This window comes from Streptomyces sp. NPDC044003, assembly GCF_056435185.1.
Genome location: NZ_JBWKFA010000003.1, coordinates 692,978 through 719,940, shown reverse-complemented (window position 1 = coordinate 719,940; position 26,963 = coordinate 692,978). Strand labels below are relative to the sequence as shown.

At 71.6% G+C, this 26,963-nt stretch carries 19 protein-coding genes and 3 pseudogenes; 8 read left to right on the top strand and 14 right to left on the bottom strand.

Annotated features, from left to right (window positions below):
• The first annotated feature begins 178 nt into the window (after window positions 1-178).
• Window positions 179-886 (top strand): response regulator, encoded by a 708-nt coding sequence (locus tag AC07AW_RS15125; RefSeq protein WP_478815879.1) that lies wholly within the window; start codon window positions 179-181, stop codon window positions 884-886.
• Window positions 887-962: 76 nt separating this feature from the next.
• Here the strand turns inward: AC07AW_RS15125 and AC07AW_RS15120 are convergent.
• The 5 genes and pseudogenes from AC07AW_RS15120 to AC07AW_RS15100 all read right to left on the bottom strand — a co-directional run bounded on the left by AC07AW_RS15120 (window position 963) and on the right by AC07AW_RS15100 (window position 6,880).
• Window positions 963-1,837 (bottom strand): annotated as a pseudogene (locus tag AC07AW_RS15120) (universal stress protein).
• Between the two features lie 193 nt (window positions 1,838-2,030).
• Entirely contained in the window at window positions 2,031-3,560 is a 1,530-nt protein-coding gene (locus AC07AW_RS15115) for a YfcC family protein (protein ID WP_478815878.1), read from the bottom strand.
• A 1-nt stretch (window position 3,561) separates the two neighbouring features.
• A complete protein-coding gene (locus AC07AW_RS15110; protein ID WP_478815877.1) occupies window positions 3,562-4,509 on the bottom strand; it encodes a carbamate kinase in 948 nt (315 codons plus the stop codon).
• Between the two features lie 68 nt (window positions 4,510-4,577).
• A complete protein-coding gene (argF, locus tag AC07AW_RS15105; protein WP_478815876.1) occupies window positions 4,578-5,579 on the bottom strand; it encodes an ornithine carbamoyltransferase in 1,002 nt (333 codons plus the stop codon).
• Between the two features lie 77 nt (window positions 5,580-5,656).
• The gene (locus AC07AW_RS15100; protein WP_478815875.1) at window positions 5,657-6,880 is read right to left on the bottom strand and encodes an arginine deiminase; all 1,224 of its coding nucleotides are present in this window, start codon (window positions 6,878-6,880) and stop codon (window positions 5,657-5,659) included.
• A gap of 314 nt (window positions 6,881-7,194) precedes the next feature.
• On the opposite strand from AC07AW_RS15100, the gene AC07AW_RS15095 reads away from it, so the two are divergent.
• Window positions 7,195-8,157, top strand: coding sequence for a universal stress protein (locus AC07AW_RS15095; RefSeq protein WP_478815874.1), 963 nt, complete (start codon window positions 7,195-7,197; stop codon window positions 8,155-8,157).
• A 130-nt stretch (window positions 8,158-8,287) separates the two neighbouring features.
• Window positions 8,288-10,024 (top strand): GAF domain-containing sensor histidine kinase, encoded by a 1,737-nt coding sequence (locus tag AC07AW_RS15090; RefSeq protein ID WP_478815873.1) that lies wholly within the window; start codon window positions 8,288-8,290, stop codon window positions 10,022-10,024.
• A 13-nt stretch (window positions 10,025-10,037) separates the two neighbouring features.
• Here AC07AW_RS15090 and AC07AW_RS15085 read toward each other — a convergent pair whose 3' ends face one another.
• From AC07AW_RS15085 to AC07AW_RS15075, 3 genes are all read right to left on the bottom strand, one after another.
• The gene (locus AC07AW_RS15085; protein WP_478815872.1) at window positions 10,038-10,454 is read right to left on the bottom strand and encodes a pyridoxamine 5'-phosphate oxidase family protein; all 417 of its coding nucleotides are present in this window, start codon (window positions 10,452-10,454) and stop codon (window positions 10,038-10,040) included.
• Between the two features lie 101 nt (window positions 10,455-10,555).
• Window positions 10,556-11,281 (bottom strand): response regulator, encoded by a 726-nt coding sequence (locus tag AC07AW_RS15080; protein WP_478815871.1) that lies wholly within the window; start codon window positions 11,279-11,281, stop codon window positions 10,556-10,558.
• A gap of 984 nt (window positions 11,282-12,265) precedes the next feature.
• On the bottom strand, window positions 12,266-16,489 hold the full coding sequence (locus AC07AW_RS15075) for a S8 family serine peptidase (RefSeq protein WP_478815870.1): 4,224 nt from the start codon (window positions 16,487-16,489) through the stop codon (window positions 12,266-12,268).
• A gap of 91 nt (window positions 16,490-16,580) precedes the next feature.
• Between AC07AW_RS15075 and AC07AW_RS15070 the strand changes: the two genes are divergently transcribed.
• Window positions 16,581-17,534 (top strand): helix-turn-helix domain-containing protein, encoded by a 954-nt coding sequence (locus AC07AW_RS15070; protein ID WP_478815869.1) that lies wholly within the window; start codon window positions 16,581-16,583, stop codon window positions 17,532-17,534.
• A gap of 290 nt (window positions 17,535-17,824) precedes the next feature.
• On the opposite strand, the gene AC07AW_RS15065 is transcribed toward AC07AW_RS15070, so the two are convergent.
• The 4 genes and pseudogenes from AC07AW_RS15065 to AC07AW_RS15050 form a co-directional block, all read right to left on the bottom strand.
• Window positions 17,825-18,004 carry a hypothetical protein gene (locus AC07AW_RS15065; protein WP_478815868.1) on the bottom strand — a complete coding sequence of 60 codons (180 nt, stop codon included), beginning with the start codon at window positions 18,002-18,004 and terminating at the stop codon, window positions 17,825-17,827.
• A gap of 53 nt (window positions 18,005-18,057) precedes the next feature.
• Entirely contained in the window at window positions 18,058-19,743 is a 1,686-nt protein-coding gene (locus AC07AW_RS15060; protein WP_478815867.1) for a serine/threonine-protein kinase, read from the bottom strand.
• A 77-nt stretch (window positions 19,744-19,820) separates the two neighbouring features.
• Window positions 19,821-20,120, bottom strand: a pseudogene (locus AC07AW_RS15055) (acyl-CoA dehydrogenase); the annotation flags it as partial.
• A gap of 257 nt (window positions 20,121-20,377) precedes the next feature.
• Entirely contained in the window at window positions 20,378-21,004 is a 627-nt protein-coding gene (locus AC07AW_RS15050) for a hypothetical protein (RefSeq protein ID WP_478815866.1), read from the bottom strand.
• A 240-nt stretch (window positions 21,005-21,244) separates the two neighbouring features.
• Here AC07AW_RS15050 and AC07AW_RS15045 point away from each other — a divergent pair, with 240 nt between their 5' ends.
• Window positions 21,245-22,438: a sensor histidine kinase gene (locus tag AC07AW_RS15045; RefSeq protein ID WP_478815865.1), complete on the top strand. Its 1,194-nt coding sequence runs from the start codon at window positions 21,245-21,247 to the stop codon at window positions 22,436-22,438.
• Window positions 22,435-23,082, top strand: coding sequence for a response regulator (locus AC07AW_RS15040; RefSeq protein ID WP_478815864.1), 648 nt, complete (start codon window positions 22,435-22,437; stop codon window positions 23,080-23,082). The genes AC07AW_RS15045 and AC07AW_RS15040 overlap by 4 nt, the downstream gene beginning before the upstream one ends.
• 471 nt (window positions 23,083-23,553) lie before the next feature.
• Here the strand turns inward: AC07AW_RS15040 and AC07AW_RS15035 are convergent.
• A pseudogene (locus AC07AW_RS15035) lies at window positions 23,554-23,640 on the bottom strand (hypothetical protein); the annotation flags it as partial.
• 1,110 nt (window positions 23,641-24,750) lie between these two features.
• Entirely contained in the window at window positions 24,751-25,599 is an 849-nt protein-coding gene (locus tag AC07AW_RS15030; protein WP_478815863.1) for an SDR family NAD(P)-dependent oxidoreductase, read from the bottom strand.
• A gap of 104 nt (window positions 25,600-25,703) precedes the next feature.
• Between AC07AW_RS15030 and AC07AW_RS15025 the strand changes: the two genes are divergently transcribed.
• Both AC07AW_RS15025 and AC07AW_RS15020 read left to right on the top strand, forming a co-directional pair.
• Entirely contained in the window at window positions 25,704-26,315 is a 612-nt protein-coding gene (locus AC07AW_RS15025; protein WP_478815862.1) for a CGNR zinc finger domain-containing protein, read from the top strand.
• A 279-nt stretch (window positions 26,316-26,594) separates the two neighbouring features.
• On the top strand, window positions 26,595-26,825 hold the full coding sequence (locus AC07AW_RS15020) for an ATP-binding protein (RefSeq protein ID WP_478815861.1): 231 nt from the start codon (window positions 26,595-26,597) through the stop codon (window positions 26,823-26,825).
• The last annotated feature ends 138 nt before the right edge of the window (window positions 26,826-26,963 follow it).

Genomic DNA, 26,963 nt, shown 5'->3' with positions numbered 1-26,963 from the left:
GGCCCGGCAGACCCTCCGGACAGGGCCGGAGGTCCCTTCCCCCCAGGGCCTGCCCGGCACAGGACCGGACAGCCCGCTGGGCCGATGAGGGCCGATCGGCCCTGTCCGTCAGCCTGTACGTCCGCCAGGATGCCGATGTTCGTGCGCCCAGGACGAACCCAGGTGAAGGAGTTGCGTCATGAGTGACAGCGGTGCCCTCTCTCCCATGCAGGCACCCATCAGCGTGTTCCTGCTCGACGACCACGAAGTCGTACGCCGTGGGGTGCACGACCTCCTGGACGCCGAGCCCGACCTGACCGTGGTCGGTGAAGCGTCCACGGCGGAGCGGGCACTGGTCCGGATTCCCGCGCTGCGACCTCAGGTGGCGATCCTGGACGTACGGCTCCAGGACGGCGACGGTGTGAGCGTGTGCCGTGAGCTGCGCTCGCGGATGCCCGAGACGGCCTGCCTGATGCTCACGTCGTTCGACGACGAGGAAGCCCTGCTGGACGCTGTGATGGCAGGGGCGTCGGGCTACGTGCTGAAGCAGATCACCGGCACCGATCTGGTCACCGCCGTCCGCACGGTCGCCGCCGGCCAGTCCATGCTGGACCCGGGCGCCACCACTCGCCTGATGGCCCGGATGCGCGGCGACGCCCCCAAGGAGGAGCAGGCCCCTGGCCTTGCCGGCTTCACCGACCGGGAGAAGGAGATCCTGGTCATGGTCAGTGAAGGGCTCACCAACCGGGAGATCGGCAAGCAGCTGTACCTCGCGGAGAAGACGGTGAAGAACATCATCTCCCGGCTGTTCGCCAAGCTCGGTGTGGAGCGTCGCGTCCAGGCCGCGGTGATCGCCAGCCACGCGTTGACCCCGCCGAGCCGGCACCCGGTCGCCGCCGCCGGATAGGGGGCGGCCGAGAGCACGGGAGGGCCGGGCACGCCGTACCGTCGCGTGTCCGGCCCTCCCGCCTGCCGCCGTCGGTTCAGGGGTGCGGGACCACGGCGACGGGGCAGCCGGAGTGGTGCAGAACGGCATGGGCCACGGACCCGACGCGCACCCCCACCGAGGACTCGCGGACCCTGCGGCCGACGACGAGCAGACGCGCGTCCGACGCCGCGGCCAGCAGCACGTGGCCGCCGCCGCCCTGCTCCACGTGCTCGACGACCTCCACCTCGGGGTACTTCAGTCGCCACGGCTCCAGCGCCTCTCCAGCGCGGCCTTCTCGTACGGTTCAAGACCACCGAAGTGGTCGGCGCTCCACATCGGTCCGAGGCTGTAGCCGTGGACCGGAGGCGAGTTCCACGCCCGGACGGCGCGGAGCGGGGCGTCGGCCGCGGCGGCCGCCTCGAAGGCGAAGCGCAGCACCTCGGAGGACTCTGCCACGCCGCCCTGCTGGCCGACGACGACCTCGCCCCGCTCCGGCAGGGCCACCGGCCTGCCGTGCGCGGAGCGGACGGAGACGACGGGACACTCCGCGGCTGCGATCACCTGCTGGCCGTAGGAGCCCAGCAGGAAGCCCGCCAGGGCGCCGTGTCCGCGGGTGCCGAGGACCAGCATCTCGGCGTCCTCGGCCGCGCGCAGCAGCGCCGGCACGGGCAGCTCGGCGAGCACTTCCGCGGTGAGGGTGAGCCCCGGGTAGCGGTGGGTGAGATCGCCCTCGGTCTCCTTCAGGATGTCCTCGGCGCGCCGGGCTTCCGCGTCGCGGTTCTGGGCGAGCGGGTATGCGAGCGGCTGCCACAGCCAGGCGTGGACCACGCGCAGGGGCAGGTGACGCCGTACGGCCTCGCGCGCGGCCCAGTCCGCCGCGGCCCGGCTTTCCGGGGAACCGTCCACTCCGACGACGAGGGTGCGCTTCACAGGTCTTGTCCTCTCTGCTGATGCGCGGGGCATCGGATTCGATCGCGGGGCTGGTGGCCCGCACCGGCCGGGGAGGAGCCGGGGGCCACCGGGATTCACTCTTCAGGTACCGGGCAAGGGCGGAGAAGGGCCGACGGTCCCTCGCCGAGGGACCGTCCTCCCCTGCCAGGCGCGGCCCGGACCGTCCGCCTGGTCAGCCGAGCAAGGTGCCCAGGGCCAGGAAGGCGGCGACCGCGGCCAGCAGAAGGCCCATCAGCGGGGCCATGAAGCGCAGGTAGCGGTCGTAGCGGACCTTGGCGAGGGCCAGACCACCCATGACGACGGCCGAGGTCGGGGTGATCAGGTTCACCCAGCCGGAGGCCGACTGGTAGGCGGTGACCACCAGGGCCCGGCTGACGCCGGCGAAGTCGGCGAGGGGGGCGAGGACGGGCATGGCCAGCGCGGCGTGTCCGGAAGAGGAGGGCACGAGGAAGGCCAGGGGGATGTTCACCAGGAACATCAGCACCGCGAAGAACGCCGAGGACGTTCCCGAGACCGCCTGGTGCAAGCCGTTCAGGATGGTGTCGGTGATGCTGGCGTTGTTCATGATGACGGTGACTCCGCGGGCCAGCATGATGATCATCGCCGCCCCGACGAAGTCTCCGGCGCCCGTGACGATGGCGTCGGCGGTTCCCTTCTCGCCGAGCCCGGCGACGAGCCCCACCATGATGGCGGCCACGATGAACAGGGCCGCCAGTTCGGGGAAGTACCAGCCCAGGGTCGGCAGGAACGTGACGTGCAGGTCGGCCCAGGGAATCACAGCGAAGATCATGAAGAGGAAGGTCGCCGCGAAGACACCGAGCACGACCCGCTGACGCACTGTCAGGGGCTCGGCGTCGGAGCCGTGCGACCTGAGTTCGTCGTCCTCCGGGAGCGGGGCGACGAGCGAGCAGGACGGGTCCTTGTGGACGCGCTCGGCGTAGCGCACCAGGTACGCCGCCGCCAGCGCCGTCAGCACAGCCCACATCAGCAGCCGCAGCACGATGCCGTCGCCGGTGCCGATGCCGGCGCTGTCGGAGGCCACTCCGGTGGCGAAGGGGTTCACGGTGGAGGCGAGTGTGCCCACTCCCGCACCCACCATGATGACGGTCGCTCCGGTCATCCGGTCGTAACCGAGCTTGAGCATCAGCGGGATCATCAGCGCGTAGAAGCCGAGTGTCTCCTCGGCCATGCCGTAGGTGGTGCCGCCGAGCGAGAACACGGACAGCAGGACGACGAGCAGGATGGTCCGGTGCTTCTGGAGTCGCTCGGCGAGGCGGGCCACGCCGGAGGTGAGAGCCCCGGTGCGGAAGGTCACCGTGACGAAGGCTCCGACGGCCAGCACGAACAGGAAGACGCCCGCCGCTCCGAAGAACGCGCCTTCACCGCCCGGCACGGTGAGTCCGCTCTGCGGGTCGGTGACCCCGTAGAGCCCGTTGACGGGCGCGAGGAAGAGGTCCTTGAGCCGACCCCAGAATCCGGTGGTCAGCTCCACGGGGTGGTACGTGCCGGCCACCGGACTGCCGTCCTTGGTGTCGTACCGTCCGGCGGGGATGACGAAGGTCAGGGCCCAGACCGCGAGGGTGACGGCCACGAGGACGGTGAACGCCGAGGGGAAGTGCGGTCTTCTCCGTCCTTGCGACGGGGACGGGTCCGGTGCATCCCCCCGGCCCGAGGTGACGGAGGTCGATGATGTCGTCGTCATATCAGGTCCTGTGAGCGTCGGTGTCGTTCTGGGGAGGGCGGCCGTCAGGGGTGACGACCGTGCCGGCGATTCCGTCGAGGATGGCCTGCGCGTCGCCGAGCGCGCCGATGGCGGCCATGCCACCGGTGAGTTCCACGAACCGGCACGCGGCTTCGGTCTTCGGTCCCATGGATCCGGCCGGGAAGTGCTCCGCCCGCAGCTGTGCGGGCGTCGTGTGGCCGATGGGTTCCGCGTCCGGGGTTCCGTAGCCGCGTACGACCTGGGGCACGTCCGTGAGCAGCAGCAGTGCGTCGGCGTCGAGTGCCTCGGCGAGCAGGGCGGCGGTGAGGTCCTTGTCCACGACGGCTTCCACACCGGTGAGCTGCCCGTGCTCGTCGCGGATCACGGGGACGCCCCCGCCGCCGGCGCACACGGCGATCGCGCCGGAGGCGAGCAGGAGTCGGATGAGCCTCGTCTCCACGACTCGCTGCGGGTCGGGGGAAGGCACGACCCGCCGCCAGTGGGGACCGTCCTGGTGGACCGTCCAGCCTCGCTCGGCGGCCAGATGCTCGGCTTCCTCGCGTTCGTAGACCGGGCCCACGAACTTGGCCGGGTCGGCGAAGGCGGGGTCGGCGGCCGAGACGAGCGTCTGGTTGAGCAGCGCGCACACCTGGCGTCCGGGCAGTGCGTTCTGCAGGGACTGCAGCAGCCAGTAGCCGATCATGCCCTGCGTCTCCGCGCCCAGGACGTCGAAGGGGAAGGGGCGGTCGAGGGAACTGTCAGCGGCGCTCTGCAGGGCGAGCAGGCCGACCTGGGGACCGTTCCCGTGGGTGATCACCAGCTCGTGCCGGTGGGCGAGGGGGGCCAGGGCGGCCACGGCCGCCCGGACGTTGGCGTGCTGAACGGTCGCGTCGGGCCGCTCTCCCCTGCGGAGCAGGGCATTGCCGCCGAGCGCGATGACGACGCGCATGGCTTCTCCTGTTGTGCTGAGGGGTGGAGTCGTACGGGGGAGGCCGTACGGGGGGGGAACCGGCCGGATCAGTGGCCCAGGGTGGCGACGAGCAGGGCCTTGATGGTGTGGAGCCGGTTCTCCGCCTGGTCGAAGACGATGGAGTGGGCGGACTCGAAGACCTCGTCGGTCACTTCGAGGGCGCTCATTCCCGTCCGGGACAGGATCTCGGCGCCCACAGCGGTCCCGCCGTCGTGGAAGGCTGGCAGGCAGTGCATGAACTTCACCCGGGGGTTGCCCGTCGCCTTCAGCACCTCCATGGTCACCCGGTAAGGCCGCAGCAGGGCGATCCGTTCGTCCCAGATCTCCTTCGGCTCCCCCATGGAGACCCAGACGTCGGTGTAGAGGAAGTCCGCGTCCGCCACGCCTTCGGCGAGGTTCTCGGTGAGCGTGATCCGCGCGCCGGTGTACTCCGCGAGCCGCCGGGCCTCCTCGATCACACCGGGTGCGTTGCGCAGGCTCTCGGGGCCGACCATGCGGACGTCCATGCCGAGCATCGCGGCCGTGATCAGCAAGGAGTTGCCCACGTTGTTGCGGGCGTCACCGAGGAAGGCGAAGGCGATCTCGTGCAGGGGCTTCTCGGTGTGTTCCTCCATGGTCAGTACGTCGGCCAGCGACTGGGTGGGGTGCCACTCGTCGGTCAGCCCGTTCCACACCGGAACGCCCGCGTATTCGGCCAGCTCCTCCACGATGCTCTGGCTGCTTCCCCGGTACTCGATGCCGTCGTAGAAGCGGCTCAGGACCCGGGCGGTGTCCTTGACGGACTCCTTGTGGCCGATCTGGGAACTGGAGGGTTCCAGACAAGTGACCTGGGCCCCCTGCTGGTGGGCGGCCACCTCGAAGGCGCAGCGGGTGCGGGTGGAGGTCTTCTCGAAGACCAGGGCTATGTTCTTGCCCTCCAGGAACCGCCGTTCCGTCCCCGCGTTGTGGGCGGACTTGAGCAGGGCGGACAGGTCCAGGAGGAAGCGGAACTCTCCTGGGGCGAGGTCGAGTTCCTTCAGCAGGGATCGGTGACGCAGGTTGACGGCCATGACGGGGGCTCCTCTGGACGGACGGTGGGGGCGAAGGACGGGTGACGGGGTGACGCGGCGGCGCCCGTGGCAGCCGGTCAGACGGCGTCACGCTCGACGGGGCAGGTCATGCAGCGCGGGCCGCCGCGGCCCCGGCCCAGCTCGCTGCCGCGGATGGTGACGACCTCGATGCCCTCGCGGCGCAGGTAGGTGTTGGTGGTCACGTTGCGTTCGTAGGCGAAGACCACACCGGGCTCGACGGCCAGGACGTTGCAGCCGTCGTCCCACTGCTCCCGCTCGGCGGAGCGCACGTCCTGGGTGGGGGTGAGCACGGTGATGGCGTCCAGGCCCAAGGCGTCGGCGATCGCATCGTGCATGTGCTGCGGCGCGTGATCGGTGATCTTCAGCCCCTGCCCGTCGGGACCGGGCTCGATGGTGCACGACGCGAGCATGCCGAGGCCGGCGTACTTGGTGAAGGTGTCGGCGCCGACCATGGTCATCACCGTGTCCAGGTGCATGAAGCTGCGGGACTTGGGCATGTCGACCGCCACGATCCGTCGTGCCGATCCGGCGGCGAACAACCGTAGGGCGAGTGCCTCCACCGCCTGAGGTGTGGTGCGCTCGCTCATCCCGATCAGGACCGCCCCGTTGCCGATGACCAGGACGTCTCCGCCCTCGATGGTGGAGGGATAGGCGGACTGCCCCTCGGCCCAGCGCCGGAACTCCTGCTTCTCGAACAGGGGGTGGTGTCGGTAGATGGCCTCGAAGTGGACGGTCTCGCGGCGACGGGCCCGCTTCCTCATCGGGTTCACGCTCACCCCGTCGTAGATCCAGCACGAGGTGTCGCGGGTGAACAGGTGATTGGGCAGGGGCGCCAGGACGAAGTCGTCGGGGGCCATGGCCCGCAGCCGCACGCTCGCGACGGGGCCGAGGCGCCCCAGCAGTTCGCGCCGGGTGATCCCGCCGACGAGGCACGAGGTCAGCTCGCCCGGATCCAGGGATTCGAAGAAGTCACGGATGCGGTCGGTGGCCAGCGGGCCGTACTCCCGCTCGTCGAAGATCCGGTCGTGGACGAGCGTCCGGGCCGCGGGCAGGGCGAGGGTCTCGGTGAGCAGGTCGGAGAAGAGGTGCACGCGCACGCCGCGTTCCCGCAATGCGTCGGCGAAGGCGTCGTGTTCCTCCCTCGCCCGCTTGACCCACAGCACGTCGTCGAAGAGCAACTCGTCCTTGTTCGTGGGTGTCAGACGCTTCAGCTCCAGGTCCGGCCTGTGCAGGATGACCTGCCTGAGCCGTCCGGTCTCGGAATCGACGTGGAAGGACATGGGACTCTCCTCCGAAGGAAGACATGAGGGCACTGGATCTCCGGGGTCTCGGCCGCAAGGGCCTCGAAGGCCGCACCATCCGCCCCTGCGCCGGTGCCTGACGGCTTGCCGGCGAGATCACCAGAACCCTGTCACCCGTTCTCCGCGCGGTCGGGCTGAGAAGGTCCCCTCCCCCAGGCCTATCGGCCCTACTGGAGTGGGCCCCTGGGCCCCGGGACACCGGACCCGCCGCGACGGGAGAGTGAGACCACGCTCCGAGGGCCACCTGGTGTCGGGGCGACCACCCGGACCCTCTTCACTCCGAGGAAGCACCCATGTCACGCATCGTCATCGCCGGAGTCGACGGCTCGGCCCCGTCGCTGGCCGCCGCCGATTGGGCCGCCCGTGAAGCCCTGCTGCGCGGGCTGCCGCTGAAGCTCCTGCACGCGCTGGAGGACTGGGCACCGCTGTCCGGCTACGATCCGATGACCGGAGTGGTCATCACGCCGAGCGGGGTGACCACACCCGAGTACGGGGCCGAGCTCATCCTGCGCGAGGTATCCGAGCGGCTGCGCGGGCGGCACCCCGGTCTGGAGATCGGCACCGAACAGACGCACGGGCGCCCCCTTGAGGTCCTGCACGCCGCCGCGAAGGAGGCCGAGGTGCTTGCCCTGGGCTCCCGGCGTCTGGGCGCCCTGAGCGGGTTCGTCGTCGGGTCCGTGTCGATGTCCGTACTCGCCGGCGCCGAGCGCCCGGTCGTCCTCGTACGAGCCGGCGAGCAGGCCGAGGACGAGTACCAGGCGGCCCCCAGCGGCAGCGGGCCGCAGGTGGGGGCCTGTCACGATGTGGTGCTCGGCCTGGACCTCGCCCGGCCGTGCGACGAGTTGCTCGCGTACGCGTTCGACGCCGCCGCGTCGCGCGGCGCGGCCCTGCGCGTCGTCCACGGCTGGACCCTGCCGTCCGCCTTCGCCCATGTCCCGGCCACGCTCGACCCGGTCCACAGCGCCGGCCCGGCCGCGTTCGATCCGGTCTACGGCGCCGACCTGGCCGCGCGTGAGACGGAGGCGCTCGCCGACGCCCTGCGGCCCTGGCGCGGCAAGTTCCCCGGCGTCCGGGTCAAGGAGCAGTGCGTGGTGGGCCAGGCCGGCGACCACCTCGCCGATGCCTCGGCCGACGCCTCGCTGGTGGTCGTCGGACGGCGCGTGCGCCGGTCCGCCATCGGCTTCCACATCGGGCCCGTGGCCCACGCCGTACTGCACCACGCCACGGCGCCCGTGGCCGTCGTCCCGCACCCCTGAGCGGGCATGTCGCCGGACCGCTCGACCTCTTCCGATCACCGCCCGCGTTTCGTCGGGCGGCCCCCGGCCCGCTCGGGACGGGCCGTATCCTGTCGTCGGCGGGTTCGTGTGGCGGCTTGGAGGATGCCGGATGGGTGGGGACGGAACGGCGGCCCGTGTGCCGCAGCTGCGGCTGGACGAACTACTGGACGAACTGCAGGCGCGCATCGAGGACGTTCGCGGCACGCGCGACCGCGTGCACACACTGCTGGAGTCGGTACTGGCTGTGGGCCAGGGCCTGGACCTCTCCCAGGTACTGCACCGGATCGTGGAGGCCGCCGCGACACTCGTCGACGCGCGGTACGCGGCCCTCGGGGTGATCGGCGCCGACGGCGAGACGCTCTCGCACTTCCTCACCGTGGGCATCAACGACGAGGAGATCACCGCGATCGGCCCCTACCCCACCGGCAAGGGGGTGCTCGGCGAGCTGATCCATCGCCCCGAGCCCTTGCGGCTGACCGACTTGACCGCGCACCCCTCCTCGCGCGGCTTTCCCCCGAACCATCCGCCCATGCGCAGTTTCCTCGGCGTCCCCATCCGGGTGCGGGAGGAGGCCTTCGGCAACCTGTACCTGTGCGACAAACGCGGCGGCCTGCAATTCGACACCGAGGACGAGACCGTTCTGGCCACTCTGGCCGTCGCCGCCGGGGTGGCGATCGACAACGCGCGCCTGTACGACGACGCGCGCCGTCAGCAGAACTGGCTGCGGGCCAGTGCCGAGATCACCAGGAGTCTGCTGTCGGGCTCGCCGAGGGAGCAGGCGCTGACGCTCATCGCCGAACGGGCCAGGGAGATCGCCGGGGCATCGCTCGCCGACGTGTCCGTACCGTCGTCCGAGGGGCGGCTCACCGTCGAGGTCGCGCTCGGCGGGGACGAACCCGCACGGCTGGGCCTGACCGTTCCCGTACAGGGCACGCTGTCGGGCGCCGCCTTCGCCGCAGGGTCCCCGGTGGCCTGCGCGGATCTCGCCGAGGACACCCGTTTCGGGGCGGGACCGCACAGGTTCGACGGGCTGGGTCCGGCGGTGGCGGTGCCGCTGGGAGACGCCTCCGGCCGCAGCCGCGGCGTGCTGCTCCTCGCCCGCCCCGTCGGCGGGCAGGCCTTCACGGAGGCGGAGATCGGCCCGCTGCTCGGCTTCGCCGACCAGGCGGCCCTGGCCCTGGAGCTGGCCGCCCGCCGCAGCGACGCGGAGCAGTTGGCACTCCTTGAGGACCGGGACCGGATCGCCCGGGACCTGCACGATCTGGCGATCCAGCGACTGTTCGCGACCGGCATGACCCTGCAGAGCGCGGCCCGGATGATCTCGCACGAGGCTCCTGCCGAGCGGGTGGCTCGTGCGGTGGGTGACCTCGACGAGACCATCCGGATCATCCGGTCGACGATCTTCGGGCTCCGGGTCCGTGAGGAGGCCGGGCCCAGCCTGCGCGCCCAGGTGTCCCAGGCTGTCGGCCAGGCGCACGGGACGCTCGGCTTCGCACCCCGGCTGATCATGGAAGGACTGCTCGACACCGACGTGCCGGACAACCTCGCCGAGGACATCACGGCGGTCCTCGGTGAGGCTCTGAGCAACACCGCCCGGCACGCCCAGGCCACCCGGGTGGAGGTGTCCTTGCGGGCCACCGGTGGGGAGGTCGTCCTGGAGGTGACCGACAACGGCATCGGCCTGCCCGACGGTGTCGATCGCAGCGGACTGCGCAACCTCGCCGTACGCGCCGAGAAGGCGGACGGCACGTTCACCGCCACCGCCCCGCAGGGTGGTGGCACCGTCCTGGTCTGGTCCGCGCCGCTCGTCAGGGAGCCGGCCGGCTCGCCCCCGCCCGGGCCGTGAGGCAGAGCGGCCGCTACGGCTCACCGGCTCCTTTGGACAGTGCCCCGAACCGTCGGCCGGACACCAGTTCGGGGTGCATGCGAATGACCGTCCGCCCGGCGGGCACGGCGGTGTCCGGGCTGCTCGTCCGCACGTGCCCGTCCCCGTCGGCGATCACATCCGCGCGGCCCAGGAGCGTCACACTCCAGCCGTTGCCGTCGCTCTGATCGATCTCGCCCGTCTCGAAGGCGATCACACCGCCCTCGGCGGCGCGCACCAGATCCGCCGACGGGTGAGCGTCGAGGAGGACGCTGCCGTCCTCGGCGAGCAGGAAGCGGACAGGGAGCACCGCGGGCAGGGCCTCAGCCGTGTAGATCACGCGCCCGGTGGTCATTCCCGCCAGCAGCCGCATGGCTTGCCGGCTGTCCAGAAGGTCGCTGTCGGCGTTCATGAGCATCATCGTCACCCACGAGGGACCGGCGGGGTCAGGGCCGCATGGGCCCTGCAGCGGGCCCGATGTGCCCCGGACGGCGACGACTTACGGCCAGGTCGTCAGGCTCGGGGATGACCCGCGCGGGAAGTGCCGCCCGTCTGATGACGATCCCCTCGCACCACTTGGGTGGCGATCACCGCCGCCTGGACCCGGCGGGTGACGCCGAGCTTGGTCAGCATCCGCGAGATGTGGTTCTTCACCGTCTTCTCCGCGAGGAAGAGCCGTAGCCCGATCTCCCGATTGGTCAGCCCTTCACCGATCAGAGCGAGGATCTCGCGCTCCCGGTCGGTCAGCAGTGACAGCTCATCAGGCTGTTGCTCCGGCTCGGCGCCGCGGCGTACCCGCGCCATCAGGCGGCCGGTCGTTTCAGGGTCCAGCAGCGACTGCCCCGTGGCCACCGTGCGAATCGCCTTCACGAGGTCGGTGCCGCTGATCTGCTTCAGGACGTAGCCGGCCGCCCCGGCCATGATCGCGTCCAGCAGAGCCTCCTCGTCGTCGAACGAGGTCAGCATCAGACACACCAATCCGGGAACGCGCGAGCGCAGCTCGCGGCAGACGGTGACCCCGTCCCCGTCGGGCAGTCGTACGTCCAGCACCGCAACGTCCGGGCGCGCCGCGGGAACCCGGGCCAGCGCCTGCTCAGCGGTGCTCGCCTCACCGACCACTTCCAGGCCGGGCTCGACTTCGAGCAGGTCGCGCACCCCGCGCCGTACCACTTCGTGGTCGTCCAGGAGGAAGACCCGGACCGGACGCCGCGCATCGGCCTCGGCAGTGCTCTGCGGCATCACCACTCCTTGTCCGTCGGAAACGCGAGCGCCTGCATCATCGCCGCTCTCTTCCCTCAGGACCAGGGCCGAACGGCCCTCATCGGCCGACGAGGGCCCTGCCGGACCGGGCTCACAGGCAGGTACGGGGAACGGCGATGTGCAAGCTCGGAGTTGCGTGACGTGGTGAGGAACGGTTCGTTCGGCCCAGAGCGTCTTGCTGCGTCCCAGGGCCCCACGCCCCAGCGCTGGTGAGTTGGGCGGTGATGAACAGGTCCCGGCCGTTCTCGTCCGTGTCCGGGGCGCCCCAGTCGATCTGGACTCCGGCAAGGTGACCGACGAGTCCGGAGCCTCGCCGAAGCAGTAAGCGCGGATCGCGGCGACAAGGCGGTCGGTGGTGACGCGACCGTCGCCGCCGGAGTCGAGCCGACGGTGCATCTGGCTGGCGTCCACTACCGCAGGGCTCATCAGGGAACCGGTCCACCGGACGTGCTCCCCCGCGCTCAGTTGGCCGCCGGCGTCGGTGTCGGCCACCGACACGATCGCCTCGAGGAACGGCACGTACTCGACCAGGGGCATTCTCTGTGGCGGCCGAGGATCGCAACCATGTGTCGGGGTTCCGGAGGGGCGAGGATCGCATCGCGGGCACCGCGCAGATGGCCTGGGATGCAAGCAGGTGGCGGTCGCCGTCGCTCACCAAGATCCGGACCATTCGCGGTCCAGCACCCGCAATCGGCATACAGATCCGCCATTCTCGCCGGTCAGGACGGCGCCCTGTCTGTACCACCAGCACTCCAAGAACATCCTCCAGAGTTACAGTCCCAAGAAGCTCGGCTTCTTCCAAGCCTCTTCGCGGGGTGATGACATGGAACGGCAGCAGGTACCAGCGGTCGGTCGCAGGCATGCTCCGCTGTGCTCGTGTCACGCGCACGAGCATCGACCGGACCCGGGGGTTCCGGGCCGGGTCGACGCTCGCGCCGGTCATGCGGTCACACGCGTCGTGGGTCAGCGGCGCAGCTTCAGGCGGTGTACCCCGCCGTCGACCGCGCCGACGTAGAGCGTGCGGCCGTCGGGGGCGGCCGCCAGCTTGGTGGTGTCGGTGTTCTGCAGACCGCTCGAGATGTTCTCCCAGGTGAGGCCGTTGTCGGTGCTGCGCAGTACGCCCCGGCCGCCCTGGACGAGTCCGGACGCGGTCGAGCCGGCGGTGGCCGCGTAGAGCGCTCCGTTCACCCGCAGCAGGTCCGAGACGTGGACCGCGAGCGGGCCGGTGTCGGCGGTGCGGAAAGTCCTGCCGTCATCGGTGCTGACCCGGACGGACGATCCGCCGACGACCAGGCGTCGGCCGTCCATCACGATCGCGGAGACGGGGCCCTCGGCGACCTTGGTCTTGGTGACGCCGCCGTCGTCCGAACGGTAGAGGCCCGAGGCGTTGCCGAGCCAGAGGCGCCGCGGGTCGCGCGGGTCACCCGCCATGGCGTCGAAGGACCGCTCGTGGAAGAGGTTCTTCCATGTCCTGCCTCCGTCGGAAGTCGCGAACAGCCCGTGGCCCAAGATGCTCCTGAAGCTGATCGCCACCCGGTCCGGGTCGGCCGGATGCACCAGGATCGAGGTCGGGACCTCCGACGACGTGCCCTTCACCTGCCAGGTCCGGCCGGCGTCACCACTGCGGGAGACCTCGAACAGGCCGGTCGCGGTGCGCCGGACCTGCCACACCACCTTGGTGTCCTTCGGCGAGACGGCGATGTGCGAGGTGAGACGACCGGTCATGCCCTCCGCTCCGCTCTGACCCCACTCGGGGCCGGAGACGGGGATCGCGGTGCGGTAGGTGCCACTCACCGTTCCGGCGAGCAGCTGGTCGCCGCCGGCCGCGAGGGCGAAGGCGGTCAGGCCCTGAACGCCGATCCTCCGGTATCCGGTGCCGTCGGCCGAGCCGCGGTACAGGCCGTCCTGTTCGCTGGACACGGTCACCGAGCCGTCGGCCCAGCGGTCGTAGTCCATCGCGACGGCGGCCTTCGAGGGGGCGGGCACGGGCTTCCAGGTCTTGCCGTGGTCGTGGCTCACCTGTCCGGCACCGAACAGCGCGCGCAGGTACAGGTCGCCGCCGGAGGCGGACAGTCCGTTGCCGCCCTCCGCCAGGGGCAGCAGGGTGGACCAGGTGCGGCCCTTGTCGTAGGAGCCGCGGACGCCCGTACCGGGGACGTAGGCCGCCACCACGGTGGAGTCGGCTGCCAGGCCGCGGATGGTGTTCACGGGCTCGTCGAGGACGAGGTGCGCCCCACCCGGGTCGCCCTTGCCGACGCCGTCGATCCGCCAGACGCTGTCGAAGGTCGCCAGGTACAGGGTGTCGCCGACGAGGGTCGCGTCGCGGACGTCACCGGTCACGCCGGTGGGGTACGCCGCCCAGCTGTCGCCCGCGTCCGTGCTGACCAGCATCGTGCCGTCGTTGATCGCGGCGAGGGTACGGGTCTGCTCGTCCGCGACGAACTCGTCGATGTGCGCATCGGGCACGTCGAGCTTGCGCCAGGTGCGGCCGTTGTCGTCGGTACGCAGGATCGTGCCGCGGCGGGTGGGGTCGGCGGCCGTGTTCACGGCGTACCACCAGCGATCGGGGCGGCGGGCGTCGACCACGACCGCTCCGGTGCCGTTGCCGTCGGCGACCGGCAGCCTGCCCACCTGGCGCCAGTGGGCGCCGCCGTCGGTGGTCAGCCAGGGGGCGGCCTTCTGGAACTGGGTCACGACGGCCTGCTGGGGCCGGGCGGGCGAGAGCGCGACGTGACCGGCCTCGCTGTTCGGGCCGATGGGCTCCCAGCGATCGCCGCGGCCGGCGGCGGGGGTGACCTCGAAGGCGCCGGTTCCGGTGATCCGCCGGCCGTCGGTGGTCGTGGCCCGCGCGTCCAACAGGTAGGCGCCGGCCGACTTCCCGGTCACGTCGGCCTGGTAGTAGCCCGCGCCGTTCATGGTGGTGGGCAGCGTGAAGGCCTTGCCGTGCGGCGGCGTGACCCTGATCTCCGGCGGCGCGTTCAGGGCGGCCGGGGCGGCGACGTGCACGGTGGAGCGGCCGTCGCTCGGGTCGGGGGACGCCTGGACGACCAGGTGCCGGACGACGAGCAGGTAGGGCACCCGGAGGGCCGGTCCTCGCGCGGGGGTGGCCGTGATCCGGCCGCTGATCTCCGTGTCGGTGGCCGGGCGGTCTGCGCGCAGGGTGACATCTACGGTTGCCGACCCCCCGGCGGGGACGGTCACCCGGGGCGGGGACACGGTGGTGGGCCCGGTACTGCTGAGGGTGACGGTCAGCGGCTTTCCGCCGGGGTTGGACAGGCGCATCTTCGCGGTGCCGCCGACGATCCGGTCCGCCAGGTCGGCGAGGCCGAACGACACGCTCGTCGGAAAGGCGGTGAGGGTGGCCGACGCCGCGGCGGCCACGTCGAGCCGTCCGTTGCCCTGCACGGTGGGGCCGGTGCCGGCGAGCTCCTTCGCGGTGCCGACCAGCGCGGACCTGATCCCGTCGGGGTCCTGGTCGGGGCGGAGTTGGCGCAGCAGGGCGGCGGCTCCGGCGACGTGCGGGCTCGCCATCGACGTGCCCGACATGCGGTAGACACCGGGTTCGTACATCGAGGTGGGGATCGCGGAGCGGATCTCCACGCCGGGTGCGACCAGGTCGGGTTTGAGTCCGAAGCCGGTGCCGGGTCCGCGCGACGAGAAGGAGGCGATCTCGTCGGTGGAGTCGGTGCCGCGCAGGGTGACGGACACCTTTCCGGCGGCCAGTTCACGGCTCAGCTGGGCGTACTGGGTCGTGTCGATGCCCATGACGACAAGGCGGTCCATGCGCAACGAGTCGCCGGAGGCGGCGGTGCGGGTGAGGTCGGGGCGGGCGGGGGTCTCCCGGGCCCCGACGGTTCCCCGGGTGGCGGCGAGCACGGGTCCGTCCTGGACGGCGAAGCCGCCGAGCACGGCGAGCGCGCCGCGTTTCTCGGCTTCGCGTGCCCAGTCGATGTCGCTCTGGCTCAGGACGTCCGTACTGGGGGCGACGAGCATGTCCGCCCGCAGGATCTTGCCCCGTACGTCACCGACCCGCTCCCAGTCCTCGGCGGTGCCCGCGCCGACGTCCACGAGCGGCGCGGTGACCGGCTTCGGGGGCGGATTCGCGGACAGGACGCCTCGGTACGTCTGGATCAGTTCGGGCTCCTTGCCCGCCAGGTACGCGCTGGGGACCCGCAGCCCGCTGGTGGAGGCGCCGACCGCAATGACGCCGTCGGCCGCAGCCGGTGTGCTGACGGTGCCGCTGCCGGGTCCTTCGTTGCCCGCCGCCGCGACGACGACCACTCCGGCCCGCACGGCGGCGGTCGCCGCGCGGCCCAGCGGGTCGGTGCCGTCACCGGGGCCGCCGAGGCTCATGTTGATGACGTCGGCCCGGTGGGGGTTGCTCGGATCGGCCGCGGCCTCGATGCCGGCGATGATGTCGGAGGTGTAGCCGCTGCCGTCGGCGCCGGTGACCTTGTAGGCGAGCAGGCGGGCGTCGGGCGCCATGCCGGTGACGCCTCCCTCCTTGGCCGCCCTGCCCGCGATGATGCCCGCGACGTGGGTGCCATGGCCGTTGTCGTCCATCGGATCGTCGTCGCCATTGGCGAAGTCGAAGCCGCCGACGACCTTGTGCCCCTCGCCGAAGCCGCCGCCCAGGTCGGGGTGGCCGTAGTCCACGCCGCTGTCCAGGACCGCCACGACGGTGCCCTTGCCGGTGGCCTTCACCCCGGCCGGGTCCTCGCGCTTCCAGACCTCGGGCGCGCCGGTCAGCGGGACGCTGACGTCCGTGCGCACCTGTATCCGGGTGTCGGGCCGGACGGCGACGACGCCCGGCAGCGCGGCCAGCCGCGCCCTCTCGGAGGCGGGAACCGTCATCGCCACGGCGTTGACGAGCAGACCGAGTCGGCGGGGTGCGGCCGGGTGCAGCCCGGCTTGCCGTACCGTCCCGACGAAGGCGTCCTGCCGTGCCGCCAGGGCCCGTCGGGCGTCACCGACGGCGGAGGTGGTGCCGGCGGTCAGAGAGGTGAGCGAGCCGCCGGGGGCGGCAGCCACGGCAGCGTCTCCGGACAGCTCGACGATGACCCGCTGGTTCGGGTCGGACGACTTCGCGGTCGCGGTGCCGGGTGTCGCGGTGAGCGTCCCGGCCAGCGCGACGGTGGTGACCGTCGCGGCCACCAGACGTCGGCTTCTACGTGGGTTCTTGGCCATGGGGAGAAGTCCTAGCGCCGAAGTCACCCTCCGTACAGCGGATCTTGATGGCCCATTGCTGCACCTGGCACAGGTGGGCCAGGATCCGCATATGACGAACGAGCTCACCGCGGCAGGCATCGATCCGTTCGACGAGAGCGTCTACCGAGCCGTGTTGACCCGGCGTACGGCAGCCCCGGCCGAGCTCGCCGCCGACCTCGGCTGCTCCCCCCTCCGTGCCGCCAGGGCCCTGGACCGGCTGCACGACCACGGCCTGGTCGGGCGGCTCGCCGGGGCCCGCCGCCGGTACGCGGCGATCGAGCCAGGAGCCGCGGTCGAGTCCCTGATACGAAACAGGACAGCGGAGTTGGACCGGGTCCGTTCGGCGGCGGACGAGCTGTCCCGCCTCTTCGCGGCGGCACAGGCCGGCACCGCAGGAGAGGAGGAAGTAGAGATCACCACCGGTCGCGAGGCGCTCGGCCGCTGGTTCGTCCGCCTCCAGCAGGAGGCGCGCGAGGACGTCATGACACTGGACCGGCCACCGTACGCGCTGACCACCTCCAACCCGGTGGAGAGCACGGCGTTGGGGCGCGGCGTGCGCTACCGCGCGGTCTACGCCCCCGAGGCGCTGGAGTGGCCGGGGGTGCTCGAGGACATCCGCGGACTCGTACGCCGCGGCGAGCAGGCCCGGGTGATGCCGGGACTGCGGATCAAACTGGCCATCGCGGACCGTCGGCTCGCGCTGATGCCGCTCTCCCTGGACCTCGACGGCGTGCGTGCGGCGGTCATCCGGCCGTCCACCCTGCTGGACGCCCTCACCGACTACTGGGAACTGTGCTGGAAACAGGCCCTGCCGCTCGACGCCCCCGCCGAGGACCCGCTCGACGAGGAGGATCGCCTGGTCCTCACCCTGCTGGTCAGCGGTCTCAAAGACGAGGCCATAGCCCGCCAGCTCGGCTGGTCGGTCCGCACCATGCGTCGGCGCATGAGTCGCCTCCACGAACTTCTGGGCGCGGTGAACCGCTTCCAGGCCGGTGTCGTCGCGACCCGCCGCGGCTGGATCTGACCTGCCGCCGTGCCAGGGCCTCCTGACGGTGGCCCCGCCCACGGCCAGGAGCGCTTGGGAGGCACTCGGACCGGCCCCGGACCGCCTGGTTCCGAAACAGCCGGCCGTCCGGTGCCACGCCGAAGCGGTCGAAGTACGCACGGAGGACACGCACGAACTGCGGCGGGATGGGTACGGTCCGGGTAGCGGTAGCCGCGCGGCGCTTGAGCCTAGTGCACCTCTTGCACGGCGCCGTCATCCGTCCAGTCCTTGCCAGCGGTGACAACGCCACCGGACAGGTTGAGCATGCCTCAACCGGTCTCGGGTAGACGGCACTGCTCGAGCCGGAGGTGAATGACCTCTGCCGGCCGGGCAGCCACGCTTGCGTCGTGCCGTCTTAGCCGCGGGCCGACGGCCCCGGAGGCGCCGGTGGCGCCGGTGACCAGGATCGTCTGCACGTCGATACGCCTGTCCGTCTGTGTCTGCGGCATGCTCCGACCGTAGGAGCCCTTGCGGACAGCTGCGATCCGCAAGGGCGGTGACCTCAGGACGCGGGCAGGGTCGACACGACCTTGCCGGAGGCGTCGGCAGCGAGATAGCCGCTGGCCCTGTAGTCGTTGCTGAGATAGAAGCGCAGTGTCGGACGGTCGTCGTTGAAGGTCCAGCGGTCGACGACCACGTAGCGCATCGTGGGGTCGTCCACCTTGAGGTCGCGTTCGCCGCGCTTCATCAGCGCGGGGAGGCTGTCCCAGGGCATCGTGGACACGTCGAAGGGCTGCTCGTCGGCGTCGTCGGCGCTGATGGTGCCGCCGGGGCCGGTCTTCCTGGCGACACCGGCCCGGTACTCGTACGCGTCGTAGGTCTTCGCGCCGGGCCGGGTCGGGATGTTCGCCAGGGCGTACTCCTCATAGACCGTCAGATCCTTGATCGTCGTGGTGCCGCTCGCCCGGCGGAGCTCTGCGATGACGGCACGGACGTTGGCGGTGGTGAGGAGGCTGCCGCGGACCGCGGGCGCCGAGGCGGACGGGACCGCGCCCGAGCTCTGGCCGGGGGTGCGTACGGCGCCGGTCGGCGAGGCGCCGCCCTTCGCCCCGGAGGTCCCGCCGCTGCCGTCGCCACCGTCGTTGCCGTCGGGGAACAGATTCACGACGCCGATCACCGCGGCGGCCGCCAGCGCGAGGCCGACGGCGACGCCTGCGGCGCGCTTGCGCGGGCTCGAGGGCGCGGGGGTGGGCAGCGTCGGCGGGCCGAAGCCCGCTCCCGGCGCGGCGGGCGGGCCGTAGGCGGGGTGCGGGTACGGCGCGGGCGCAGGCGCGTACGGGCCGGGGGCGGAAGGGACGGCGACGGGGGCAGAAGGAACAGCGGCGGAAGCAGGAGCCGAGGCCGCGCCGCCCTCCGCCTCCGCCAGCAGCCGGTCCAGGAGCGCCCCGTCCGGCCGCTGCGCCGGATCGCGGACGAGGAGCCGGGTCAGTACGGGACCCAGCGCGCCGGACCGCACCGGCGCGGGGATCGGGTCGTCGAGCACCGCGACCACGGTCGCGAGGCCGGTGGCGCGGCGCAGGGGGTGGTGGCCCTCGGCCGCCACGTACAGAAGCATGCCGAGCGACCACAAGTCGGAGGCCGGGTTGCCCTCCTCGCCGCGGACCCGCTCGGGGGCGATGAACTCCGGCGAACCGATCAGGTCGCCGGTGGAAGTGAGCCGGGAGGTGGCGCCGTCGAACGCGGCTATGCCGAAGTCGGTGAGCACGGCCCCGCCTTCGTGGCGGAGCAGGACGTTGGCGGGTTTGACGTCGCGGTGCTGGATGCCGGCAGTGTGCGCGGCGCGCAGTGCGGAGAGGACCTGGCGGCCGAGGGCGAGCACCTCGGGGACGGGCATCGGGCCTGCAGCGAGCCGGTCGTACACGGAACTGCCCTCGACGAGCTCCATCACGATCCACGGGTGCGAACCGTCCTGTGGCTCGACGATGTGGTGGATCGTCACGACGTGCGGGTTCGACACCCGGGCCAGGGCGCGGGCTTCGCGGACGGCGCGTTCGCGCAGCTGTGCGGCGAATCCGGGGTTCGCGTCCTCGACGGCGGGGTCGGGCGGGCGGACCTCCTTGAGGGCGACGTCGCGGTCGAGGGCGACGTCGCGGGCGCGCCAGACGGTGCCCATGCCGCCGCTACCGAGTCGGGAGATCAGTCGGAAGCGTCCGTCGACCAGGGGTCTTCGGTCGTGATTCGTGCTCATGGGCAGTCATCGTAGGGGTTTCGGGTGACAGGCCGGAGCGGGCCCTGCCTGTCACCCGGGGAGGGGTGCGGCGGCGGCTACCGGGCCCTCTCGTACGGGCCGGACAGCACCTCGACGCGCGGCGAGCGCTCCGTGTCGACGACCGGGCAGCGGACCGCGCCGAGCGCCCACTGCCGCTGCGCCTCGGTCCCGGAGTCCTTTCCGTGGAGCTCGACGGCGTGCGCGGATCAGTCGCGGACGAGGGCTGCGAAGAGCTCGTCGAGCACGTCCGCGTCGAGGCCGGTCAGGACCATCTGCTCCCGGACGAGCTGGGCGTGGACAACCAGCACGAAGTGCCGGCCGACGGCGAACAGCAGGTCCAGGTCGCGGCTCTGCTCGGCTCACCGTCGCCACAGACCATCGGTCAGGGGCCCGCTCCGTGCCGACCGAGATCCGGGCCATACGCGGACCAGCCGCCTATGGCTTGCCCGCATCGTGGTACGTCTCGTTGATGCGGGTCACGCCGAGCTCGAAGGCCGTCAAGGCCCCGGAGCTCGGCGTCGAGGTCCTCACTCCCGAGGACTTCGCCACAACGTCACGTGCTTGAACTGAGCACACCAGGACGCCGCGTGGGTCACGGGATGGACCGGCAGCCCTACCGGCCCCGCTCCGTGGTGACCACCCCGACGCCGCCCGTGGACGGAACGGTGGTGCCACCCGGTGCCGGCGCGCCGTACGCGGCCGCCGCGAGCCAGATCAGGGTCGCACCGGCCAGCACGTGCAGGGCGAGGGTGATCGGGGAGTCGGGAAGGGGAGCGAGCAGTGCGAGCAGAGGCAGGGCGAGCGTGTATCCCCACGAGGGCGCCGTGGGCCACACCCGGGACCGGATCGTCGAAGCGCCGAAGAGGGCAGTGCCTACGGCGAACACGACCGCGGCGCCCAGCAGCGCGAATCGCGTCGGCCCCTTGAGGAGCTCTTTCAAGACGGTCTCGTCCAGGTAGAACAGAGCCATGTTCAGGGTGAACACGGCCCCGGCGAACAGGCCCGCCCCGACGAGGTTGACGACGAATGCGAGCTCGCCGGCGCGGCCCGTGACGTGGCTCTGCCGTCTGTGCAGGACGGCGATCAGAGGCAGGGACAGTGCGGGAGCCAGCCCCAGCAGACAACTGGTGGCGGCGGTCTCTCCGGTGAACGCCTCGATCAGCGCGGGCAGGGCGATGAAGCCCCCGGACACGAGCCCGCACAGGGCGGCGGGCCGGAACGCGGGCGGGGACGTGGACATCACGAACACCTCCAGGGAAGGGACGACGGTGACCTCGACGGTAGGAAGCGGCCCGCGCCCCCGCACAGATGCCGACCGGCGCCTCTCCCCGCGCGACGTCACGGGTCCCAGGTGCCGTTCGGCACATGCCGTTCGGCCACGTTCGCCGCCGGCCGGTCACCAGCTGCCCGCCTGCGCTCGATCCACTGCCGCGGTGGCCCTAGCCTGGAACCAGAAACCGACACCGGGGGGGGTGACGTGGTGACGTGGTGGCGTGCGGTGGACGCGGCCCGCCCTGTGCCGTGGGTCGCGCCGCTGTTGTACGGGGCCGTCCTCACCGCGGCGCTGTACGCCCGGGCCGCTGTCGGCCCCCCGATCGGCATGGCCGAGGCAGACGTGCGTACCGCCGCCCTGGTCGCTCTGATCGGCCTGCTCTTCGTCCTGGAGACGGTCGAGCACCGCCGCTACCCCTCGCGTACGCCGCCTCGAGTGGCCGCCGGCCTGCTCGTCGCACGGCTGGCACTGTTCGCCGCGGTGAACGCGACGGACGATTCGGGGCTGTCCCGGGTGCTGTTCGTCCTGGTGCCGTTCACCGCCTACTTCTCGTTCGGCCGAGCGGCGGCCGTGGTGCTGGGGGCGGTGTGTCTGGGGGGCCTACTGGCTCGCTATGCGGTGTCGGCGCCTGGCTGGTACCGGGACGTGGAGTACATCTCCGACGTGCTGATGCTCGGGGTCGGACTGGTACTGGCGATCTCCATGGCGGCCGTGGCCGTCGGCGAACAGCGGAGCAGGGCGCGGCTGGCCGCTTCTGCCGCACGTGTGGCGGAGCTGTCCGCCGCCGCCGAACGCAACCGGCTGGCCCGGGATATCCATGACAGCCTCGGACACCATCTGACCGCCGTTTCGGTGCAGTTGGAGATCGCCGCGGACTTCCACAGCCTGGACCCGCCGGCCGCGTTGCGGGCGGTGGACGAGGCCAGACGGTCGGTGAAGCTCGCCCTCGGCGACGTACGGCACTCGGTCCGCGCCCTGCGTCACGAGACCGCCCTGCCCTCCCTCTCCGCCGCCTTGGCCGGACTCGCCGGGGGCGGCGACGGCGAGCGCCCGTACGTGACGGCCGAGGTCGACGGCGACGAGAGCGGGTACGACCCGGCCACCCTGACGGCGCTGTACCGGGCGGCGCAGGAGGGCCTGACCAATGCCCGTCGGCACGCCGATGCCGGCCAGGTGTCCCTGACGGTGACGTTGGGGGCGCGCTCCGCCCGGCTTGTGGTGGTCGACGACGGCTGCGGATTCGTCCCCGGTCGCCAGGAGGGCGGATTCGGTCTGCTGGGGATGCGCGAGCGGGTACGCCTGGTGCACGGCCGGGTGGAGATCGACAGCAGCCCGGGAGAGGGCACGCGGATCACCGTGAAAGTTCCGCGCACCCCCGGGCACGGGGCGGCGACATCGTGACGACGGAGACGGTGCGCGTACTGGTGGTGGACGACCAGCGCCTCATCCGCGACGGCATCGCCGCCCTGCTCGGCATCAGGCCCGGCATCATCGTGGTCGGCACGGCCGCGGACGGCCGGGAGGCCGTCGCCAGGGCGCGCGAGCTCGAGCCCGACGTGGTCCTCATGGACGTCCGGATGCCGCAGATGGACGGTGTCGAGGCCGTCGCCGTCCTGCGGACCGAAGTCCCGCAGTGCCGGACGGTGATGCTGACGACCTTCGACGACGAGGAGTACGTGGTCCAGGCCCTGCGGGCCGGGGCGAGCGGGTATCTGCTCAAGGATCTGCCCGCTGAGGAACTGGCCCAGGCGATCCGTCTCACGCACGCGGGCGTCACCCAGCTCGACGCGACGGTGGCCGGCCGCCTCGCGGCCGTTCTGCCCCACCCCGGCCCACCGCCCCAGAGCCAGGAACCCCAGCTCAGCCCCCGGGAGACCGAGATCCTGCGCCTGGTCGCCCAGGGCCGAACCAACCGGGAGATCGCCACGCAGCTGTATGTGAGCGAAGGTACGGTGAAGAACCACATCTCGCGCATCCTCAGCCGTCTCGGGCTGCGCGACCGCACCCAAGCGGCGCTCCACGCCCGAGACACGGGCCTGCTGTGACTCCGCACATGCCCTGCCGACGTCTTCGGACATCCGGTCCGCGGCGAGCAGGTCGCCGTCGGCGTACGAGAGCCGCATCAGCGCGATCCGCTGCACCAGCCCCTGCCGGGCTGCGGCCGAGAGCACCCTCAGCCGCAGCCGGAGGGTGCCGAGGTCACCCGGCTGACGGTACGGGGCCGGCTCGTCAGCCGCGGTCCGCACCGTCGGACGGCCTCGCGTACGTGGATGGGCGACCGGCCGTCGACAATCGGCCTCACCGACCCCACCGGCGCGGCCGACAACGTGGGTCGACACCCGCGCAACGCTTACGACACAGGATCAGATCGGGCCCACCATCTCTCGGGGTACGGCTGCCGGCTCAAGGCTTTCGAGCACGGTGAGCAGCTGCCGCTCCTCGTAGCGGAAGTGGTTGAGCTCCTCACGCAGGGCGGTCTGCAAGTCGGGAAAGCCCCGGTAGCCGAGCCGGTTGACGCAGCGGATGACGGTGGGGGCGCTGACTCCCGCCCGTTCGGCGAGGACGGCGACGGTCTCGAAGCCGGCGGAGGGGTAGTCGGCCAGGAGGACGCGCGCGACCTTGCGCTCGGTCGGGCTGAGGTCGCCCCAGCTTGCGCCGGATCACGTCGGCGAGTGTGCCGGAGGCCGTACACGGCAGCGGGGGGCGCTGGTTCAACGGCCGCGCCGGCTGCGGGACGTGGGCGGCCTGCCACATACCGCAGGCCGTGGCCACCAAGCGGACCAAGCTCATCGGTCACAGTTCGTCCGGGCCAGGGAGAGCACGTGAGCGGTGAGCTCATCCTGGAGCGAGTGGGTCTGGCCAGGGCCGTTCGGCGCGACCGCGAGATCCGCGCGGCTCGCCGCCACCCGTGTCGCGGCCCCTGCTAATCACCTTGGCTGCGGTGTTCTCACTCCTGGCACGCGCACGGGAACACCTGGACCCCCGCGACCACGCACGACGGCAGCCACGCCAGTCCCATGGTCGCCTCACGCGGCCCCGGCACGCTCGACCTCCTCTACGGCTCGGGGGTGGCGCCCAACTTCCTCATGCGGCGCAGGTACGCCCCTCAATGACCGCCGGGGTCATTTCATACGAAACAGTTCCCGCATCGCCGCCAGTTGGTCCGTCAGTTGGTCCGCCAGCGTGACGACCTCGGAGCAGCCGGCCGGAGCGAAGTGGAGCCGGGCCGAGGGCTGACCGGGCCGCCGGTACGGGGAGGCCTTCCTGATTGCTCCCGCGGAGCGGCTACTCCGCCTCGGGCAGGCCACGGATCAGGACCGCGCAGAACGGGGAGTCGGCGAAGGACTCGCGTTCGTGATCTTGCGCGACCCCGGGTCTCCGAGGAACCGGCTCAGAGCTGCACCGAGGATTCCAAGGTCACCGTGCTGCTGGTGACGATCCGGCGGCGGCGCACGATCTACACGGCCTGTATCGCGTGCGGGAATCCGAGTCCGCAGGTGACGGCTGCGGACTTCTGGCCTGCGGCGACATCACGCTGAGGCGGTGGCTGTTCCGTTGAACCTGGGGGTCCTTTCCCGGGTTCAAGGACGGATGACTCTCGGGCGGGATGTGCAGTGGCGCTGTTCGCGCGCCGTGTTCGGGCTGGGCATGTACGGATGGCGACCCGCAGGGACCTCGGCTGTCAGCGCCGAGGTCCCCTTCGGGACGTGGGATCACCTGTCGACGGCGTCGGTCACGCGATTCCAGTTGTCCAGGTCTGCGGTGCGCGCCTCCACGGCGGCGCGCATGGCGGTGGCGCTGGAGGTCCCGAGGGCCAGACGTAGCGGAGGATTGGGGCTGTCGACCACAGTCCGCATACCTTCGGCGATCCGCGCCGCGGAGGAGAACGCGGATGCGGGCAGCTCTCCGATGCCCTTCTGGACTTCGCGGACGGCCTGGTCGTAGTCGTCGAGGCCGGCCGCGACGTCGAGGTTGGACAGGAAGGGGGTGGCGGTCATTCCGGGCTGGATGATCGTGACCTTGATACCGAGCGGCGCGACCTCGGCCACCAGTGCGTCCGACAGGCCCTCGACCGCGTACTTGGTCGCGGCCAGCAGTCCCACGCCGGGGTGGGCGGACTGCCCGTAGACCGACGAGCCCTGGAGGATGTGTCCGGACCGCTGGGCGCGGAGCACCGGCAGCGTCGCGCGGAGCACGTTGAGCACTCCGAAGACGTTGGTGTCGAACACGGCGCGGACCTGCGTGTCGGAGGCTTCCTCGACGGCTCCGAACAGCCCGTAGCCGGCGTTGTTCGCCACCACGTCGATGCGGCCGAACCGAGCGAGCGTGCGCTCCACGGCTTCCCGGACGGCCTGCTCGTCACGCACGTCCGCAGGGATGAGAAGCAGGCGGTCGCCGTACGCCTCGGTCAGTTCGTCCAGGGAGGCGGTGTCGCGGGCGAGAGCCGAGACGACGTCTCCATTCTCCAGCGCCTGGAGGGTCAGTTCGCGGCCGATACCGGACGTCGCGCCGGTGATGAGCCATGCGCGGGAGCTGGTCTGCTGGTTTGATGTTCCGTTCATGTTGCGACCGTAAGCTGGTAGCTCATAACGAGTCAAGCGAAGTGGTGCAGCGCGTTGCCTGTTAGATGGCTTAGCGCCTCTTCCTCTTGCTGTAGGATGGGGTGATGAGCAGTGCTGCAGCCGGAGCTGCGAAACCCAGCCCGCGCACCGTCACGCCGGTGGTGGAGACCGTGCTCGCGTTCGTGAACACGCGCGCCGACGGAGGCGGCCGGCGGGAGCTGTTCGGGGACGGGCACTCGTTCGCGGCGTGGCTCGCGGAGCACGACGAGTTCGGCGGCGAGACCGTGGCAACCGACGCCGATGCCGCGGCCGCACGCGAGCTGCGTGACGCCCTGGTGACCCTGCTGCTCGCGCACTCGGGCGACGAGGAAAGCCTGGGCGAGTCGCTTCAGCACGCCGAGCGGCACCTGCGGCGGGCGGGTTCGCTCTACCCGGTGGCGACGGTGGTCACGGCCAGTGGCGTCGAGCTGACGTCGCCGCAGGCAGGGGTGCCGCGCGTGTTCGGGACCGTACTGGCCGCGGTGACGACCTTCGCTCAGACCGGCGACTGGGGGCGTATCAAGGCGTGCCGCAACCCCCCGTGCCATTTCGGTTTCTTCGACCGCACCCGCAACGGGGCAGGGCTGTACTGCAGCACCGGCTGCGGCTCCCAGGTGTCCATGCGTAACTACCGCCAGCGGCAGCGCCAGGAGAGCGAGACGCCACCCCAGGCGTGAGGCCACACTCCGCGGGGAGCCTCCCTCGAAACTGCGACCGCCCCGCACCTGCCGGCTGCAGCCTGAAGACGGCACCCCACTACGAGGTTTCCGTCCGGGCTGCGAGGTGGGTGCGGGGCCTGGGCGGCGGGTTCGTCGCGGGCCTGGCGGTACCCGATACCCACCCGCAGGCGGACCAGCTCGGTGCCGTTCGCGGCGGCTGCCCTGCTCAGCGGGCGGGCGGGCGGGCGGGCGAGGTGGTGGACCACCGGGCACGAGCGGCACGACCAGTTCGCAGGCATGGGCGAAGCGAATGACGGCCCCGGAATCCCCGCCGCCACACAGGAGCGCGTCTTCGAACGCTTCACCCCTCTCGACGACGCCCGCAGCCGCAGCACCGGCGGCACCGGCCTCGGCCTGGCCATCGCCCGCGAAATCGCCGCAGGTCACGGCGGCGCCCTGCGCGTCGCGGCCAGCCCACGCGGTGCACGGCTCGCAGCAGACCTGCCCCTGCACCGCTTCGGGCAGTAGGCGGCCCGCGAGATCCCATGTCCACAGCAGTGCGACGCGGTGCCCCGTGGCACGCAGCAGGGGCACACCTCGGTGGCCGGTAAATTTTGCGTACCCGTACGTATAGGGGGTCCGCATTGTTTCCACCCGGCAGGGCGG

Bases quoted from the DNA above. Each gene is read 5' to 3' on its own strand.
- AC07AW_RS15090 (WP_478815873.1), top strand. From the start codon at position 8,288: ATGGGTGGGGACGGAACGGCGGCCCGTGTGCCGCAGCTGCGGCTGGAC.
- AC07AW_RS15115 (WP_478815878.1), bottom strand. From the start codon at position 3,560: ATGACGACGACATCATCGACCTCCGTCACCTCGGGCCGGGGGGATGCA.
- AC07AW_RS15060 (WP_478815867.1), bottom strand. From the start codon at position 19,743: ATGAGCACGAATCACGACCGAAGACCCCTGGTCGACGGACGCTTCCGA.
- AC07AW_RS15070 (WP_478815869.1), top strand. From the start codon at position 16,581: ATGACGAACGAGCTCACCGCGGCAGGCATCGATCCGTTCGACGAGAGC.
- AC07AW_RS15020 (WP_478815861.1), top strand. From the start codon at position 26,595: ATGGGCGAAGCGAATGACGGCCCCGGAATCCCCGCCGCCACACAGGAG.
- AC07AW_RS15030 (WP_478815863.1), bottom strand. From the start codon at position 25,599: ATGAACGGAACATCAAACCAGCAGACCAGCTCCCGCGCATGGCTCATC.
- AC07AW_RS15100 (WP_478815875.1), bottom strand. From the start codon at position 6,880: ATGTCCTTCCACGTCGATTCCGAGACCGGACGGCTCAGGCAGGTCATC.
- AC07AW_RS15050 (WP_478815866.1), bottom strand. From the start codon at position 21,004: ATGTCCACGTCCCCGCCCGCGTTCCGGCCCGCCGCCCTGTGCGGGCTC.
- AC07AW_RS15065 (WP_478815868.1), bottom strand. From the start codon at position 18,004: ATGCCGCAGACACAGACGGACAGGCGTATCGACGTGCAGACGATCCTG.
- argF (WP_478815876.1), bottom strand. From the start codon at position 5,579: ATGGCCGTCAACCTGCGTCACCGATCCCTGCTGAAGGAACTCGACCTC.
- AC07AW_RS15085 (WP_478815872.1), bottom strand. From the start codon at position 10,454: ATGAACGCCGACAGCGACCTTCTGGACAGCCGGCAAGCCATGCGGCTG.
- AC07AW_RS15075 (WP_478815870.1), bottom strand. From the start codon at position 16,489: ATGGCCAAGAACCCACGTAGAAGCCGACGTCTGGTGGCCGCGACGGTC.
- AC07AW_RS15125 (WP_478815879.1), top strand. From the start codon at position 179: ATGAGTGACAGCGGTGCCCTCTCTCCCATGCAGGCACCCATCAGCGTG.
- AC07AW_RS15080 (WP_478815871.1), bottom strand. From the start codon at position 11,281: ATGCCGCAGAGCACTGCCGAGGCCGATGCGCGGCGTCCGGTCCGGGTC.
- AC07AW_RS15110 (WP_478815877.1), bottom strand. From the start codon at position 4,509: ATGCGCGTCGTCATCGCGCTCGGCGGCAATGCCCTGCTCCGCAGGGGA.
- AC07AW_RS15025 (WP_478815862.1), top strand. From the start codon at position 25,704: ATGAGCAGTGCTGCAGCCGGAGCTGCGAAACCCAGCCCGCGCACCGTC.
- AC07AW_RS15095 (WP_478815874.1), top strand. From the start codon at position 7,195: ATGTCACGCATCGTCATCGCCGGAGTCGACGGCTCGGCCCCGTCGCTG.